Source organism: Pseudomonas chaetocerotis (genome assembly GCF_015712105.2).
Taxonomy (GTDB): domain Bacteria; phylum Pseudomonadota; class Gammaproteobacteria; order Pseudomonadales; family Pseudomonadaceae; genus Aquipseudomonas; species Aquipseudomonas chaetocerotis.
The window spans coordinates 16,772-34,392 of record NZ_JACFYX020000013.1 but is presented as its reverse complement, the minus strand read 5'-3'; the positions used below and the strand labels follow the sequence as shown (position 1 = coordinate 34,392).

Here is a 17,621-nt window from a genome sequence, read left to right as displayed (position 1 = left end):
TTGCGAACTATCAGGCCGTAGCAGCTTGCTCGGCTTTTTTCTCCTGCGCGGCGACTTGCTGTGCCAGCTCGATCATCTGCTCGCGCATCCAGCGGTTGGCCGGGTCCTGATCGGTGCTTTCGTGCCAGTACAGGTGAGTTTCCAGGGCCGGCACATCACCAACCGGCAGGGCCACATGATGCAGGTTGTGGCGGCGGGCGAAGCGCTCCGGCACGGTCATCACCATGTCGGTCTGCTGCAACACGCTACCGGCCATCAGGTAGTGCTGCGAGCGCAGGGCAATCTTGCGCTGGATGCCCATCTTGCCCAGGGCCAGATCCACATAGCCGAGGCCACTGCGGCGGCTGGAGATATGGATATGGCTCAGCGACAGGTATTCGTCGAGGCTTATCTTTTCCTTGGCCAGTGGATGCCCCTGACGCATGGCGCAGACGTAACGATCATCCAGCAACTTGACGTGACGAACCTGCGGGTCGGTATTGAGTGGCGCGTCGACGGCAAAATCGAGACGGCCGGCGGCCAGTTCCTTGGTGGTTTCGCGGCGCTTGGCCAGGAAGCTCTCGATGCATACGCTCGGCGCCAGGCGACGCAGGCGCTGGAACAGCGGTGGCAGGAGGATTTGCTCCGACAGGTCGGTCATGCTGATGCGATAGGTCTTGCCGGCCTGCTGCGGGTTGAAGGTTCGGCTTTCCTGCACTGAAACGCGCAGCAACTGCAGGGCGTTGCGCACCGGGCCGATGATGTTCTGCGCCATCGGCGTCGGCACCATGCCCTGGGCGGTACGCACGAACAGTGGATCGTTGAAGGTTTCGCGCAGACGGGCGAGGGCGTTGGAAACCGCGGGTTGGGTGATGCCGACGATCTGCCCGGCACGGGTCAGGTTGGCCTCGGTGTAGATGGCGTCGAAGACGATGAAGAGGTTCAGATCCACCTTGGTCAGGTTCATGCCGGCAGTGCTCCAGGGGGCGTCGATATCAATCGATCATATATCGGTTATGAATGTTCATACACGCTGAAAATAGGTTAGATAAATCTTAAGCGCTGTTCTAGCATCATTTCCACAACCTCTCACCCTTTATCACACACAGGTAATTCCATGGATTTCGCCTATTCCCCGAAGGTTCAAGAGCTGCGTGAACGTGTCAGCGCATTCATGGAAGCGCACGTCTATCCGGCCGAAGCGGTATTCGAGCAGCAGGTGGCTGAAGGTGATCGCTGGCAGCCGACCGCAATCATGGAAGAGCTGAAGAACAAGGCCAAAGCCGAGGGCCTGTGGAACCTGTTTCTGCCCGAGTCCGACTACGGCGCCGGCCTGACCAACACCGAATACGCGCCGCTGGCGGAGATCATGGGCCGCTCGCTGATCGGCCCGGAGCCGTTCAACTGCGCCGCGCCGGATACCGGCAACATGGAAGTGCTGGTGCGCTACGGCAACGAGGCGCAGAAGCAGCAATGGCTGGAGCCGCTGCTGTCCGGCGAGATTCGCTCTGCGTTCGCCATGACCGAGCCGGGCGTGGCATCGAGCGACGCCACCAACATGCAGGCCAATGCTCGCCGCGAGGGCGATGAGTGGGTGATCAACGGCCGCAAGTGGTGGACCTCCGGTGCCTGCGACCCGCGCTGCAAGGTGATGATCTTCATGGGCCTGACCAACCCGGACGCGCCGCGCCACCAGCAGCATTCGATGATTCTGGTGCCGATGGATGCGCCAGGCGTCACTGTGTTGCGTCCGCTGCCGGTGTTCGGTTACGACGATGCGCCGCATGGCCACGCCGAAGTGCTGTTCGAGAACGTGCGGGTGCCCTACGAGAGCGTGCTGCTGGGCGAAGGGCGTGGCTTCGAGCTTGCCCAGGGCCGCCTGGGCCCGGGCCGTATCCACCACTGCATGCGCTCGATCGGCATGGCCGAGCGTGCCCTGGAACTGATGTGCAAACGTGCCGTTTCGCGCACCGCCTTTGGCAAGCCCCTGGCGCGCCTGGGTGGCAACATCGATCACATCGCCGATTCACGCATGGAGATCAACCAGGCACGCCTGTTGACCCTGAACGCGGCTTATATGATGGATACCGTGGGCAACAAGATCGCCGCTAGCGAAATTGCCCAGATCAAGGTGGTGGCGCCCAATGTGGCGCTCAAGGTGATCGACCGTGCGATTCAGATGCACGGCGGCGCGGGTGTGTCCAACGACTTCCCGCTGGCCTACTGGTACGCCATGCAGCGTACCCTGCGCCTGGCCGACGGCCCGGACGAGGTGCACCGTGCAGCCATCGGCAAGTTCGAGATCGGCAAGTACGTGCCCAGTCGCTGATCCCGCAACCCAAAGCAAAGAGGCCCGCATCTGCGGGCCTCGTTGTTCATGAGCTGTCGACTCTGCTGCTCGGTCTCTGTGTGAACTCCGGAAACGCTGTTTCTCAGTGTTCCGGGGCTTTCTGGTCTCGGGTATTGAGCAGCGACAGGATTACCCCGCCTGCCAGCAGCCCCAGGGTGACGCCAAGCGAGAGCAGGGCAGGAACCTTGATCAGGTCATGCAGGAAGATCTTGCCGCCGATGTACATCAGCACCAGCGCCAGGGCGTACTTCAGGTAGATGAAGCGGTGCATCAGTGCGGCCAGGGCGAAATACAGCGCGCGCAGGCCGAGAATGGCGAAGATGTTCGAGGTGTAGACGATGAACGGGTCCTGCGAGATGGCCAGTACCGCCGGCACGCTGTCCACCGCGAATACCAGGTCGGCCAGCTCGATCAGCACCAGCGCCAGCAGCAGCGGGGTGGCGTACAGCAGCGGCTTGCCACTGACCTGATCCTTCAGGCGCACCAGAAACTTGCCCTCGTGCAGCTCGTCGGTGACGCGAATGTGCTTGCGCACGAAGCGGATCAACGGGTTCTGTGCCAGGTCCGGGTGCGACTCCTCGTCACCACCACTGCGCAGCATCTTGATGCCGCTGAACAGCAGGAAAGCGCCGAAGAGGTAGAGAATCCAGTCGAACTGCTGCACCAGGGCCGTGCCCAGGCCGATCATGATCGCGCGCAGCACGATCACGCCGAGAATGCCCCAGAACAGCACGCGATGCTGATATTTACGCGGGATATTGAAGTAGCCGAGGATCATCGCCATGACGAAGACGTTGTCCATCGACAGCGATTGCTCCACCAGGAACCCGGTGTAGTACTCCATCGCCTTGGTGCCGCCGAGCTGCCACCAGATCCAGCCGCCAAAGGCGACACCGACACTGAAGTAGCCTGAATACAGCAGCAGGCTCTCGCGCATTTCGATTTCATGCTGATCGCGATGCAGTACGCCGAGGTCGAGCACCAGCAATACGATGATCAGTACCAGAAAGGCCAGCCAGAACCAGCCGGGTGTACCGAAGATGGGGGATGTCAAAAAGGCAAGTAGAGCGTCCATGAGCCCTCCCTTATGTCTGCCTGAGTTGAAAAAATTCACTCAGTGACTCCGACATCACGGTGAGAAACTCACCGCCAGAGGGGCCCGGCGTCACGCGGTGCGAAGACTAACGTTTAATCCTGAAAGCCTCAAGCGTGGGTTAGCTGTTGCGGCGAGACGCAGGGGGCGCCGCGCGCACCGGGAAACGCTGGCGCACCCTACATCTGCTGCTGCAGGCACCGTGCGTTTCTAATAGACCCAGACCTCGACGCGGCGATTGCGGATGCGACCGCTGTCCTGGTCGTTGGCCGCCACCGGCAGCTCGCTGCCCATACCGGTGATTTCACGAAACAGTACGCCTTGTTTGGCCAGCTCGCGGCGCACGGCCATGGCGCGCAGTTTCGACAGCAGTTCGGCGCGCTCGGGGTCGCTCTTGGGGTCGCCGAAGCCGACCAGCGCCACCTTGTTCCTCAGCTTGTCGTGCTGCTTGAGGTAGTCCATTACGCGTTGCAGGTCACGATAGGCCTTGTTGTCCAGGGTCGCGCTGCCTTCCTGGAAGCGAAAGTTCACCGACAGGCGCTGCGCCTGCTCGGCGAGCTGGCGATAGTCGGCCGGCATCTGCGCTTGCGGGGTGACCTTTACCGCCTGGACGGTCTGGGCGATGAAACCCGTGCTGTCTACGATCGCCTGGCCGCGGGGGCTGTGGGCGAAATCGACCAGAGCGCGGGCCCAGGGGTTCTCCAGTTGCGGGTCGTTGTAGATGAACAGGCGGCGAGCCAGCGGGTAATCCTCGGTGGCGATCAGCGTGGTAGTCGGCAGCATCGGATGCGACTCGCCTGCCGCCACGGCGACGGCCTTGGCCTGGCGAATGTAGGGCAGGCCGATGAAACCGATGCCGTTGGGGTCGCCGCTGACCAGGTCGGAGAGCTGGTTGCTGGACTCGAAGCGCCGGGCGTTTGCAGCCAGTGCCCGTCCGCCAGGCGCCAGGACCAGTTCCTTGAAGGTGTCGTAGGTGCCGGAGTTGTCATCGCGTGCGTACGGCTGCACCTTGCCTGGCTTGCCGCCCAGGGCGGCCCAGTCGCTGATCTCGCCGGAGAACAGCTGGGCGATCTGATCGACGCTGAGGGCGCTGATCGGGTTGCCGGGGTGGACGATGATCGCCAGGCCGTCGATGGCGATGATCTGTTCGCTCTGCGGGCTGTGCAGATCGCCCAGGTTCGCCAGGTTGGCGGCCTCGCTGCTCTTGATCGGGCGGGACGAGGCGGCCAGATCGGTGCTGCCAGTTTGCAGCGAGGCGAAGCCGGTGCTGGAACCATGGGCGGCCACTTCGACGATCACGCTGCGACCATCGGCCTGGCGGGCCACGATGCGCTGCTCATTGTCCTGGGCGCCGTCTTCAATGCGGATATCACGCAGGCCTTGAGCTTCGAACAGCCCTTTGACCAGCTCCGGGCCGAGCTTGGCACCAATGGTGTTGGAGCCCTGGATGCGCAGCACCGGTTGGTTGCCCTGGGAAGCGGGCAGGGCGGCGAACACGGAAAGGGGCAGGGCGTAGCAGATGAAGCCGATCAGCAGCAGGGACAGGGTGCGACCCCAGAGGTCACGATCGATGGCAGGCAGGGCGCGCGGCATGCGGCAGGCACCTTCTAGTGGGTGAGAGAAAGTGCCACGCAGATTAAGTCAGTCAGATTTCAGTCATGTTACGAGCGCGGTCTCAGGCCAGTTCCAGCCAGATCGGCGCATGGTCCGATGGTTTGTCCATACCGCGCAGATCGTAATCGATGCCGGCATCCTTGAAGCGCGCCTGTAGCGGCTGGCTGGCGAGGATCACGTCGATGCGCAGGCCGCGTTTGGGCTCGTCCTCGAAACCGCGGCTGCGGTAGTCGAACCAACTGAAGCGGTCATTCACGGCGGGGTTGAGATGGCGGAAGCTGTCCACCAGGCCCCAGCTCTTGAGGGTTGCCAGCCACTCGCGTTCTTCCGGCAGGAAGCTGCACTTGCCGGTTTTCAGCCAGCGCAGGCGATTGGGCTCGCCGATGCCGATGTCGCAATCTTCCGGGCTGATATTGATATCGCCCATCACCACCAGCGCCTGCTGTGGATCGAAGCGCTCCACCAGCAATTGCTGCAGGTCGGCGTAGAAGCGCTGCTTGGCCGGGAATTTCACCGGGTGATCACGGCTTTCGCCCTGCGGAAAATAGCCGTTCATGACGGTGACCGGATTGCCACTGGCATCGGCGAAGGTGCCGTATATGAAGCGGCGCTGAGCGTCTTCTGCATCGCCGGGAAAACCCTTTTGTAGGCTCAGCGGCTCTTGGCGCGAGAGCAGGGCGACGCCGTAGTGGCCTTTCTGGCCGTGGTAATGCACGTGGTAGCCGAGCTGGCGGATTTCGGCTTCGGGGAACTGCTCATCGGCTACCTTGGTTTCCTGCAGGCCGATCACGTCCGGCTGGTGTTTTTCGATCAAGGCTTGCAATTGATGAGGGCGCGCACGCAGGCCATTGATATTGAAGGAGACGATTTTCATGGGCAGCGGGTCCTGGGCTGACGGGTATGCCACGAGAGACACCCCGGATGACGAAAGCCTGCGCCGCGTGCCCTCCCTCATCCGGCGCTTCGCGCTACCTTCTGCCGGAGGGCAAAGGGTGCAAGGGGGGACGTCGCTGCGCGACTTTCAGATTAGATGGCGATGCTAGCCGATCCTCGGCGCTCGCGGCCAGCGCCTGGCGGGTGTCATGTGGTGGTGCTAAGTTGGCTGGGACGCGCTTGACCCACAACGCATAACAACAGAGGTCCGCCATGCCCAACAACGCTCCAGCAGAAGTGCGCATGCTCGATAGCGGCTACGCCCGCGAGGTCCGTTCGCTGCTCTACCATGCCTATCGTCATGAGCCGACCTTCGCTTATCTGTTCGAAGCGCAGCGGCCAGGTTTCGATCAGCGCGTACGCGCGACGATTCGCGAACTGGTGCAGCGGCACTTCGCCGAAGATCTGCCGGCCATCGGCCTGCTGATCGATGATCGTCTGATCGGCGCGGCACTTATCGCTCCACCGCAGCGCCGCCTGGATATCACCGAAAGCTGGGGGTGGCGTCTGCGCATGCTGCTGAGCACCGGCTTCAGCTGCACCAAGCGCTATCTCGAATACCACGATGCGGTGCTTACCAGTCTGCCGCCCGGGCCTTACCACGTGCTACCGCTACTGGGTATTCACCCCGAGTTTCAGGGGCAACATCGCGGCGAGCAGTTGCTCGAAGCGCTGCATGACTGGTGCGCGCAGGACAGCGGCTCGCAAGGCGTGGTGCTGGACACCGGCAATGCTCGCTATCTGGAGTTCTACCGGCGCCAGGGGTACGAGGAAATCGGCGAGCTGGCCATTGGCCCTGTGATCGAACACGTGTTCTTTCACCCCAATCCGCAACCTGTGGTCAGAGCCAGCGCCTGAATCCGGTTGGTTGGCGCACATGCAATGGCTCTGGCAAGGGCTCTGCTCCGTGATAGCATCCTCCGCCATGAGTGTATATGGACATTTTCAGCGCAGCCTGGCGTTGCTGCTGATCAGTACGGGCGCTTTCGCAGCGAGCGAACTGGACGTACGAATCACCCCGAGCAATTCGGCTCTCAAGGCCAATATTGAAGGCTATGTCGGCAGTTTCGATGGACGCGACGCACAGTCGTTGCGGCGTTTGCGTCGCATCGCCGAGAGTGAGGCCGACAAGGCGGCTCAGGCCTTGGGCTATTACCAGGCGCGCATTCGTAGCCGTATCGAGGAGGGCGAAAAGCCGCGCCTGGTACTCGAGGTGGAGCCCGGCGAACGCATTCGCCTGCGCAACGTCGATATCCGCATTGAAGGTCCGGCCAGCGAACTGCCAGCCTTTCGCGTACCCAGTGCCAGCCGCTTGAAAGCCGGTTCGGCGCTCAACCATGGACGTTACGAAGACGCCAAACGGCTGATCCAGAATCAGGCCTCGCGCTATGGCTTCTTCGACGGTCGATTTTCCCGCCAGCGCCTGGAAATCGATCCGGCAGCCGGGGTTGCCGATATCGAGCTGGTATTCGTCAGCGGGCCGCGCTATAGCCTGGGCGATATCGCCTTCAGTGGTGACTTCCCGTTCGATGAAGAGTTGCTGCGGCGCATGGTGCCGTTCGATCCAGACACACCTTACGACTCCGAGTTGATCGCCGAGTCGTATCAGGCGCTGCAGTCCAGTGGCTATTTCGAATCGATACGGGTCGATGCCATCCCGACCCAGGCCGACCAGTTGCGCATTCCCGTGGCGGTGGCACTGCAAGTGCGCAAGCCTCGCAGCATGGGGCTGGGGCTGGGTTTTTCCACTGACGTCGGGCCACGCCTGCGCGGCAACTGGACGCGCCACTGGCGCAATCGGCAGGGACACAGCTACGGGGTGGAAACCGAATTGTCCGCACCGCGGCAGAACGTCGGTCTGTGGTACGACATTCCCGGTGATCCGCCGCTGACCGACAAGCTGCGCCTGGCCGGCGGCTATCAATACGAAGAATTGGCCAGCAAGGACAGCTTGAGCCGCCTGCTTACCCTTGGTCCGGAGTGGCACAGCCAGCGTCCCGGTGGTTGGCAACGCGTGCTGTCGGTGAAATGGCAGCGTGAGGAGTATCGCCTGGGCGACGATTCCGGGCTCAGCACCTTGCTCATGCCAGGCGTCAGCTATTCGCTATTGCGCACCGACAACCGCCTCGATCCTAAGCAGGGCTATCGTGTGCAGTTCGACCTGAGCGGCGCTGTCGATGGCGTACTGTCCGATGCCAATGTGCTGCACGGCAATGTCATGCTCAAGGGCCTGACCACCGTATTCGACAATCATCGCCTGTTGGGTCGGGTGCAGTTCGGCGGTACCGAAACCAATGGGTTCTCCGCCGTACCGCCGTCGCTGCGTTTTTTCGCCGGTGGCGATCAGAGTGTGCGCGGCTACGACTACCAGAGCCTGTCGCCGGAGAATAACCAGGGCGACAAGATCGGTGGCCGCTACCTGTTCGCCGCCAGTGCCGAGTACCAGTACAGCCTCACCGACAAGTGGCGCCTGGCGACCTTCATCGACCAGGGCAATTCCTTCAACTCGCTGGACTTTCCCACCTTGAAGACCGGGGTCGGCTTCGGTGTACGTTGGGTTTCTCCGGTTGGCCCGCTGCGCCTGGACCTCGCCCATGCGCTGGATGACGACGGCGGTGTGCGCCTGCATTTCTCCATGGGGCCTGAGCTATGACCCGGCGCCTGCTGAAAGGCCTGGTTGCCGGCCTGCTTTGTCTGGTGCTGGTGGTGGTCGCCGTGTTCTGGGCCCTGCTCGGCACCCAGGCAGGCAGTCGCTGGTTGCTGGCGCAGGTGCCGGGTCTGCAGGTCGACAGCTTCATCGGGCGCCTGGGCGGTGCCTGGCAGGCGGATGCGCTGATCTGGCAGCAGGGCGAGATGCGTGTGGAGTTGCAGCAACTGGATATGGCCTGGTCGCCGTCCTGTCTGTTGCGTCTGACGCTATGCGTCGAGCGTCTGCATCTGCAGCAGGCGGCGCTAAACCTGCCGCCAAACGGTGAACCGAGCAGCGAACCGTTGAGCCTGCCGAACCTCAAACTGCCACTGCGCTTGCAGATGGGCGATGTTCAGCTGGGCGAACTGCGCCTGGACGGCCAGGCGCAACTGAGCGATCTCCAACTGATCGCCAGTTGGAACGAGCAAGGCATGGAGCTGCAGCGCCTGGCCGTGCAGCGCGATGACCTGAGCCTGGACGTCAGCGGTCAACTGACACCGCAGGGCAATTGGCCGATGGCCCTGAGTGGCCGTCTGCAGTTACCGGAAGTCGATGGCAAGGCCTGGCAGGTAGCGCTGCAGGTGGGCGGCGAGTTGCAACGCAGCCTGAAGGTCGAGGCCGATAGCAGCGGCTATCTCGACGCCCGCCTCGAAGGGCAGGTGCAGGCGCTGGCCGAACACCTGCCTGCCGAACTGCGCCTGACCAGTCGGAGTTTCCAGGCCAGCAGTGCTTTGCCGCAGACGCTGCACCTGCAGGCGCTGACGTTGTCGGCAAAAGGTGACCTGAGCGGCGGCTACCGAATCGACGGTAGCGCCAATCTGCCCGCCGAGGAGGCGCCGATGCCGCTGACATTGCGCGGACGGGTCGATGCCAAGGGCGCGGACATCGAATTGCTGCGCATCGAGGCCGAGGATCAGCAGCACCTGCAGCTCACCGGAGTGCTGGCCTGGAGCGAGGCGTTTCAGACCGACGCCACACTCGATTGGTTGAATTTTCCCTGGCAGCGCCTGTACCCGCTGGACCAGCCACCACCCGTGGCATTGCAGCAGCTTCAGGCCGAAGTCAGCTACAGCGAAGGCAATTACCTGGGGAATTTCGCCGCGCAATTGCAGGGGCCGGCGGGGGACTTCAGCCTGAGCAGTCCGGTCAGTGGCGATCTTGACCAGGTCAGTCTGCCGCAAGTGCAGTTGGTGGCCGGTCAGGGCCGCGCCGAGGGTGTGGTCAGGGTGGGTTTTGCCGAAGGTTTCGACTGGCAGGCCATGCTGCAGCTTCGCGCTCTCGACCCGGGTTACTGGCTGGCGCAGATGCCGGGTAACCTGGCCGGGCCGCTGAACACCTCGGGCCGTTTCAATGCCGGTGCGCTGCAGGCCACGGCTGATATCGACCTCAATGGCCGTCTGCGTGGCCAGCCGGCGCAATTGCAGGTAAAGGGTGCCGGCGCTGGCGAGCAGTGGCAGCTCGAGCGGCTGCTGGCGCGCATGGGCGACAACCGGATCAGCGGCCAGGGTGCGCTGGATCAACGCTTGCGGGGTCAGTTGGAACTGGCCCTGCCACGTCTGGGGCAGCTCTGGCCTGGTCTGCAAGGGCAGATGCAAGGCCAGCTGTCCGTGGCGGGCACCTTGCAGGCACCGCAGGGTCAGTTGGCCTTGAGTGGTGAGCGCCTGGTCTTGGGTGACCCCAGCCTGCGGCGCCTGCAACTGGACGCGACGCTGGACGCCCGCCAGCAGGCGCGCATCGGCTTGAATCTGCGCGGTATCCGCATCGGCGACACCTACCTTGGGCGCTTGCAGGCCGATGGCCGTGGCGATCAGCGTCGCCAGGCGCTGGAGGTGGAGTTGCAAGGCCCACTGCTGCAACTGACGCTGGCCCTGAATGGCAACCTCAGCGAGCAGGGCGATTGGCGCGGGCGCATCGCCAGTGGTCGTGTGCAGAGTGGTGGCCAGGACTGGCAACTGCAGCAGGCTGCGACACTGGAGCGCCTGGCCAGCGGACGCCTGACGCTCGGCGCACATTGCTGGCAAGCCGGCGATGCCAGCCTGTGCGGCGGGCAGCAAAGGCTGATGCCGCAGCCCAGCCTGGACTGGCGCCTGCAGAATTTCCCCCTGGCCAGCCTGCAGCCCTGGCTACCCGAGGATTTCGCCTGGCAAGGGCAGCTAAACGGTCAATTCAAGGTCGATCTACCCGCAAGCGGTCCCAATGGTCAGGTCGTGCTCGATGCCGGCGCTGGCACGTTGCGTGTTCGTCAGGCGGATGAGGAACAGTGGCTGGACTTTCCTTACGACAGCCTGCGTCTGGACAGCACGCTGCGCCCGCAGCGGGTAGAAAGCCAACTGCGTTTCGTCAGTGCCCGGCTGGGTGAGTTGGTGTTGCAAGCGCAGATCGATCCGCGCCCGGCGAGCAAACCGGTCAGCGGTGAGTTTCGTCTTGACGGTTTCGATCTCGCCGTACTGCGTCCTTTCGTGCCGATGGCGGAAAAGCTTGAAGGCAAACTGCAGGGCAACGGCAACATTGACGGCCATCTGTTGGCACCCCAGATCAATGGCCAACTGCGTCTGGACGGCGGCGAGCTGTCCGGGAGCGAGCTACCGATCAGTCTGGAAAACCTGCAATTGCAGGCGATGATCGCGGGCGAGCAGGTGCAGCTCTCCGGTGACTGGCTTAGCGGTGAGCAGGGACGTGGCAACCTGCGGGGCGAATTGACCTGGCGTGAGGGGCTGAGCGGCGATCTGGCGCTGCAGGGGCAGCGCTTGCCGGTGAAGGTCGAGCCCTATGCCGAGTTGGAAGTCGAGCCTGATCTGCGGTTGCAGTTGCGCGCTCAGCGCCTGGCCGTCAGCGGCAAGGTGGGCGTGCCGCGTGGGCTGATCAGCATACGCGAACTGCCGCCTTCTACCGTGAAGGTCTCCGGCGATGCGCGCGTGGTCGGGAGTGAAGTGTCCGAGCCCGAGCAGGGCCTGGGGATCGCCATGGATGTCGATGTCGAAGTGGGGCAGGACAAGCTGGCGTTCAGCGGTTTCGGCCTGACTGCCGACCTGCGCGGGCGTGTGCACATCGGCGATAACCTCGATACTCGCGGTGAGCTGGACCTGGTCAAGGGGCGCTATCGCGCCTACGGCCAGCGCCTGACCATTCGGCGCGCGCGACTGTTGTTCACCGGGCCTATCGATCAGCCGTTCCTCGATGTGGAAGCGATTCGTCGGGTCGACACGGTCGTCGCGGGTATTCGCCTGTCCGGCAGTGCCGAGCAGCCCAGCACCACGGTCTTCGCCGAACCGGCCATGAGCCAGGAGCAGGCGTTGTCCTATCTGGTGCTGGGCCGGCCTTTGGGGCAAGGCGCGGGTGACAACAGCATGCTCGCTCAGGCTGCGCTGGCGCTCGGCCTGGCGGGTAGCAGTTCACTTACCACCCGCCTGGCAAGCAGCCTGGGTATCAAGGATTTCCAGCTCGACACCGAGGGCAGTGGCCTGACTACCAGCGTGGTGGCCAGCGGCAATATCACCGAGCGTCTCAGTCTTCGTTACGGCGTAGGTGTGTTCGAGCCGGCCAACACCATCGCCTTGCGTTACGAGTTGAGCCGACGTATTTATCTGGAAGCGGCCAGCGGCCTGGCCAGTTCGCTCGACCTGTTCTATCGACGGGATTTCTGATGATCGCGCGACCTTTTGCTAAATCCCTACTTGGCCGCGGGTGTATCGCCGGTGCTTCTGCGCTAGTCTGGACGCATGGTCGGGCCGTGACCTGCCATTCGATGGACCCTTCGCCTCGGCGAATCCCATGTCACACATTTGCCCTTCAACTCCCTGAACGATAAGGAAACTCCCATGGCGCAAGTCACTCTCAAAGGCAACCCGGTGCAGGTCGATGGTCAACTGCCGCAGGCCGGCCAACAGGCGCCGGCCTTCAGCCTGGTCGCTGGTGATCTGAGCGACGTCACCCTGGCCAGCCTGGCCGGCAAGCGCAAGGTGCTGAACATCTTCCCCAGCGTCGACACCCCAACCTGCGCCACCTCCGTGCGCAAGTTCAACGCCGAAGCCGGCCAACTGAACAACACCGTGGTGCTGTGCATTTCCGCTGACCTGCCATTCGCCCAGGCGCGCTTCTGCGGTGCAGAAGGTCTGGACAGCGTGGTCAACCTGTCCAGTCTGCGTGGCGCCGACTTCCTCAAGAACTACGGCGTGGCCATTGCCAGCGGTCCGCTGACCGGTCTGGCTGCTCGTGCGGTAGTCGTGCTGGATGAAAACGACAAAGTACTGCACAGCGAGCTGGTCGGCGAAATCGCCGACGAGCCGGACTATGCAGCTGCCCTGGCCGCGCTCAAGTAAGCGGCACGCAAAAAACAGACGGCCTGCCTCGCAGGCCGTTTTTATTTGTGTGCCCAAACGAACGCCCGGGCACCTCGACAGTCTCTTGCCAGCCCAAGAATTTATTGCGGACACAAACAGTTAGTAACGTAAGGGGAGGGTAAAAAGCGGGTAAATGGGCTTTGCTTGACGCGGGCCAGTGCTTATCGTGCCGACTCCCATCAAAAGTGATATTGCGCCTGCCATGTCGAATGCTTCCCCGTCCCCCTCGAATACCTCCCGTCAATGGCTGGTCGGCCTGACGCTGCTCGCCGTATTGCTTCTGCTGCTGTGGTGGTTCTGGCCGAGCACGCCAGAAAGCCAGCAGATGGGCCGTGGTCGCTTCGGCGACATGGGCCCGGTGCCGGTACGCCTGGCTGAAGTCAGGCAGGATGAATTCGCCATCGAACTCAAGGCGCTTGGTACGGTGACGTCCTACAACACGGTCAATGTGCGCTCGCGGGTCGACGGGGAACTGGTCAAGGTGCTGTTCGACGAGGGCCAGCAGGTCAAGGCCGGCGACCTGCTGGCGGTCATCGACCCACGTCCCTACAAGGTGGCCTTGCAGCAGGCGCAGGGGGCGTTGCAGGAAAACCAGGCGCAATTGAAGAACGCCGAGCTGGATCTGCAGCGCTACAAGGGCCTGTACGAAGAAGACAGCATCGCCAGGCAGACCCTGGATACGCAGCAGGCGTTGGTCAATCAGTACCGTGGCAGCCTGCAACGCAACCAGGCCGACGTCGCCACGGCCAGACTCAACCTCGACTTCACCCAGATTCGCGCGCCCATCGACGGTCGTCTGGGGCTGCGGCAGCTGGATGTTGGCAATCTGGTCAGCAGTGGTGATACCACGCCGTTGGTGGTGATTACCCAGGCTGATCCTATCTCGGTGATATTCACCATTCCCGAGGGTGACCTGCCGGCGGTACTGCAACGCCGCCGCGACGGCGCGACCCTGGCCGTCGAGGCCTGGGACCGTGGTGAGCGCATGAAACTGGCCGAAGGCGTGCTGGAAAGCCTGGATAACCAGATCGACACCACCACCGGTACGGTCAAGCTCAAGGCGCGTTTCGACAACGCCGAGCAGATGCTCTTCCCCAATCAATTTGTCAACGTGCGTCTGCGTGTTGAAACCCGCGAGGCCGCTACCATCATTCCGTCCGCTGCGGTGCAGTTCGGCACCCAGGGCACCTTCGTCTATGTCGTGGGTGACGACAACAAGGTGAGCATCCGTCCGGTCACCATCGTGGCCAGCGATGCTGAACGCAGCATGGTCAACGAGGGCGTGCAGCAGGGCGAGCGGGTGGTCATCGAGGGCACCGACCGCCTGCGTGATGGCAGTGAGGTGGAGGTGGTCGACCCGACTGCCTCGAAAGAACCCGGGAGCGACGGGCAGGGTGAGCCTGACCAGGCCGCCGCGCGGAACGACGCATGAACATCTCCCGCCCCTTCATCCTGCGGCCGGTCGCCACCACGCTGTTGATGGTGGCGATCTTCCTCAGCGGCCTGATTGCCTATCGCCTGCTGCCAGTGTCGGCGCTGCCGGAGGTGGATTATCCGACCATCCGCGTGCTGACCCTGTATCCAGGCGCCAGCCCGGATGTGATGACCAGCGCCGTGACGGCGCCGCTGGAGCGCCAGTTCGGGCAGATGGCCGGGCTCAAGCAGATGTCCTCGACCAGCTCGGGCGGCGCGTCGGTGATCACCCTGCGCTTCAACCTGGACGTCACCCTGGCGGTGGCCGAGCAGGAAGTGCAGGCGGCGATCAATGCGGCGAGCAACCTGCTGCCCGGCGATCTGCCGGCACCGCCGGTGTACAACAAGGTCAACCCGGCCGACACGCCGGTGCTGACCCTGGCGGTCAGTTCGGCGACGATGCCGCTGCCGCAGGTCAACGACCTGGTCGATACCCGCCTGGCGCAGAAACTGGCGCAGACCAGCGGTGTCGGCCTGGTGACCCTGGCCGGCGGGCAGCGTCCGGCGGTGCGCATTCGCGTCAATCCCGAGGCACTGGCGTCTTACGGCCTGAGTCTGGCCGACGTGCGCAGCCTGATCACCGCCAGCAACGTCAATCAGCCCAAGGGCAATTTCGATGGGCCGACGCGGGTTTCCCAGCTCGATGCCAACGACCAGCTGAAATCCGTCGACGAATATCGCGAGCTGATCCTCCACTATGAGAACGGCTCGGCGCTGCGTCTGAAGGATGTCGCCGAGATCATCGATGGCGCCGAGAACGAGCGTCTGGCCGCCTGGGCCAACCGCAACCAGGCAGTACTGGTCAACGTACAGCGCCAGCCTGGCGCCAACGTGATCGACGTGGTCGACCGTATCCAGACCCTGTTGCCGCATCTGACCGAAGGCTTGCCGGCCAGCGTCGAGGTCAAGGTGCTGACCGACCGCACGCAGACCATCCGTGCAGCCGTGCGTGATGTGCAGCACGAGTTGCTGCTGGCCATCGCCCTGGTGGTGATGGTGACCTTCCTGTTCCTGCGCAAGCTGTCGGCGACCATCATCCCGTCCATCGTCGTGCCGCTGTCGCTGATCGGCACCTTTGGCGTGATGTACCTGGCAGGCTTCACCATCAACAACCTGACGCTGATGGCACTGACCATCGCCACCGGTTTCGTGGTCGACGATGCCATCGTCATGCTGGAGAACATCGCCCGTCATCTGGAGGAGGGTGAGACGCCGCTGAACGCCGCGCTCAAGGGCGCCCGACAGATCGGCTTCACCCTGGTCTCGCTGACCCTGTCGCTGATTGCCGTACTGATTCCGTTGCTGTTCATGGCCGATGTAGTAGGCCGCCTGTTCCGTGAGTTCGCCATCACCCTGGCGGTGGCCATCATGATTTCCCTGGTGGTGTCGCTGACGCTCACGCCGATGATGTGCGCGCGCCTGCTCAAGGCCGAGAAACCCGAGCAGGAAGGGCGCTTCTATCGCGCAGCCGGTGGCGCCATCGATGCGATGATCGAGCGCTATGGCGTGTGGTTGCAGTGGGTGCTCAAGCATCAGCCGCTGACCCTGCTGGTGGCCGTGGCGACCCTGGGACTGACCGTGCTGCTATATGTGGCGGTGCCCAAGGGCTTCTTCCCGGTGCAGGACACTGGCGTGATTCAGGGCATTTCCGAGGCGCCACAGTCGATCTCCTTTGCTGCCATGAGCGAGCGCCAGCAGCGCCTGGCGGATGTGATCCTGCGTGACCCGGCAGTGGCCAGCCTGTCCTCGTCGATTGGCGTGGACGGCGACAACCCGACGCTCAACAGCGGCCGCCTGCTGATCAACCTGAAGAGTCACGCCGAGCGCGATGTCACCGCCAGTGAGGTGATCGAGCGTCTGCGTCCGGAGTTGGCGAAGATTCCCGGGATCGAGCTGTACATGCAGCCGGTGCAGGACCTGACCATCGAAGATCGCATCAGCCGTACCCAGTTCCAGTTCACCCTGGAATCGCCTGACAACTCGCTGCTGGAAACCTGGACGCCGCGTCTGGTCGAAGCGCTGCGCGAGCAGCCGGAGCTGACCGACGTGGCCAGCGACCTGCAGAACCGTGGCTTGCAGGTGTACCTGGACATCGACCGCGACGCCGCCGCGCGCCTGGGCATCAACGTTGGCACCATCGACAATGCCCTGTACGACGCATTTGGCCAGCGCCAGATCAGCACCATCTATACCCAGGCCAGCCAGTACCGCGTGGTGCTGGAAAGTCGCGATGGCGGGCGCATTGGCCTGGCCGCGCTGCGCCAGATCCATGTGGCCACCGGTGACGGCCAGCAGGTGCCGTTGTCGTCCCTGGCGCACATCGAGGAGCGCCCGGCCAGTCTGCTGATCAACCATATCGGGCAGTTCCCGGCAGTGACCCTGTCGTTCAACCTGGCGCCGGGCGTCTCGCTGGGCGAGGCAGTGGCGGTGATCGAGCGGGTCGAGCAGGAAATCGGCCTGCCCGGTGGCATCGACACCCAGTTCCAGGGGGCTGCCGAAGCGTTCCGCGCATCGCTGTCGTCGACCTTGCTGCTGATCCTGGCGGCCATCGTCACCATGTACATCGTGCTCGGCGTGCTTTACGAGAGCTACATCCACCCGATCACCATCCTGTCCACCTTGCCTTCGGCGGGTGTCGGGGCATTGCTGGCGCTGCTGCTGACGGGTAACGACCTGGGATTGATCGCCATCATCGGCATCATCCTGTTGATCGGTATCGTCAAGAAGAACGCGATCATGATGATCGACTTCGCCCTCGAGGCCGAGCGCAACCAGGGCATGGCACCGGAGGCGGCGATCTACCAGGCGGCGCTGCTGCGTTTCCGACCGATTCTGATGACCACCCTGGCGGCGCTGTTCGGCGCCATTCCGCTGATGCTCGCCTCGGGCTCCGGCGCCGAGCTGCGCCAGCCGCTGGGCCTGGTGATGGTCGGCGGTCTGCTGGTCAGCCAGGTGCTGACGCTGTTCACCACGCCGGTGATCTACCTGTACTTCGATCGCCTGTCGCGGCGGGCCACGGGGCGCAGCGCGGCGGGGGTGGCGGTATGACTGGTGCTTGGCTTTTCCGCCCCTCTCCCGCATGCGGGAGAGGGGCTGGGGGTGAGGGTATCAAGGTCGCCCTGACTTCAATCGGGGCGCCGTCGCGGCCCT

Annotated in this window: 11 protein-coding genes; 7 read left to right on the top strand and 4 right to left on the bottom strand. The window is 63.4% G+C overall.

The features are described 5' to 3' along the window. Nucleotides 1-10 precede the first annotated feature (10 nt). The gene (locus H3221_RS20695) at nucleotides 11-946 is read right to left on the bottom strand and encodes a LysR family transcriptional regulator (RefSeq protein ID WP_192985184.1); all 936 of its coding nucleotides are present in this window, start codon (nucleotides 944-946) and stop codon (nucleotides 11-13) included. Nucleotides 947-1,096: 150 nt separating this feature from the next. On the opposite strand from H3221_RS20695, the gene H3221_RS20690 reads away from it, so the two are divergent. Beyond that, entirely contained in the window at nucleotides 1,097-2,308 is a 1,212-nt protein-coding gene (locus H3221_RS20690) for an acyl-CoA dehydrogenase (RefSeq protein WP_196476010.1), read from the top strand. Nucleotides 2,309-2,411: 103 nt separating this feature from the next. On the opposite strand, the gene H3221_RS20685 is transcribed toward H3221_RS20690, so the two are convergent. From H3221_RS20685 to xthA, 3 genes are all read right to left on the bottom strand, one after another. Next, nucleotides 2,412-3,404: a TerC family protein gene (locus H3221_RS20685; protein ID WP_196476009.1), complete on the bottom strand. Its 993-nt coding sequence runs from the start codon at nucleotides 3,402-3,404 to the stop codon at nucleotides 2,412-2,414. A 228-nt stretch (nucleotides 3,405-3,632) separates the two neighbouring features. Then, nucleotides 3,633-5,015: a substrate-binding domain-containing protein gene (locus H3221_RS20680; protein WP_196476008.1), complete on the bottom strand. Its 1,383-nt coding sequence runs from the start codon at nucleotides 5,013-5,015 to the stop codon at nucleotides 3,633-3,635. Between the two features lie 82 nt (nucleotides 5,016-5,097). Beyond that, nucleotides 5,098-5,910 carry an exodeoxyribonuclease III gene (gene xthA / locus H3221_RS20675; protein ID WP_196476007.1) on the bottom strand — a complete coding sequence of 271 codons (813 nt, stop codon included), beginning with the start codon at nucleotides 5,908-5,910 and terminating at the stop codon, nucleotides 5,098-5,100. 272 nt (nucleotides 5,911-6,182) lie between these two features. Here xthA and H3221_RS20670 point away from each other — a divergent pair, with 272 nt between their 5' ends. From H3221_RS20670 to H3221_RS20645, 6 genes are all read left to right on the top strand, one after another. Next, complete coding sequence (locus H3221_RS20670) at nucleotides 6,183-6,827, top strand: GNAT family N-acetyltransferase (RefSeq protein ID WP_196476006.1); 645 nt, start codon at nucleotides 6,183-6,185, stop codon at nucleotides 6,825-6,827. Between the two features lie 67 nt (nucleotides 6,828-6,894). Further along, nucleotides 6,895-8,622 (top strand): autotransporter assembly complex protein TamA, encoded by a 1,728-nt coding sequence (locus tag H3221_RS20665; RefSeq protein ID WP_196476005.1) that lies wholly within the window; start codon nucleotides 6,895-6,897, stop codon nucleotides 8,620-8,622. Next, nucleotides 8,619-12,302 carry a translocation/assembly module TamB domain-containing protein gene (locus tag H3221_RS20660; RefSeq protein WP_196476004.1) on the top strand — a complete coding sequence of 1,228 codons (3,684 nt, stop codon included), beginning with the start codon at nucleotides 8,619-8,621 and terminating at the stop codon, nucleotides 12,300-12,302. Before H3221_RS20665 ends, H3221_RS20660 begins: the two co-directional genes overlap by 4 nt. A gap of 174 nt (nucleotides 12,303-12,476) precedes the next feature. Then, a complete protein-coding gene (gene tpx, locus H3221_RS20655; protein ID WP_196476003.1) occupies nucleotides 12,477-12,977 on the top strand; it encodes a thiol peroxidase in 501 nt (166 codons plus the stop codon). Between the two features lie 223 nt (nucleotides 12,978-13,200). Further along, nucleotides 13,201-14,430, top strand: a complete 1,230-nt coding sequence (locus H3221_RS20650; protein WP_196476002.1) for an MdtA/MuxA family multidrug efflux RND transporter periplasmic adaptor subunit — start codon at nucleotides 13,201-13,203, stop codon at nucleotides 14,428-14,430. Continuing rightward, nucleotides 14,427-17,519, top strand: a complete 3,093-nt coding sequence (locus tag H3221_RS20645) for an MdtB/MuxB family multidrug efflux RND transporter permease subunit (RefSeq protein ID WP_196476001.1) — start codon at nucleotides 14,427-14,429, stop codon at nucleotides 17,517-17,519. The genes H3221_RS20650 and H3221_RS20645 overlap by 4 nt, the downstream gene beginning before the upstream one ends. The last annotated feature ends 102 nt before the right edge of the window (nucleotides 17,520-17,621 follow it).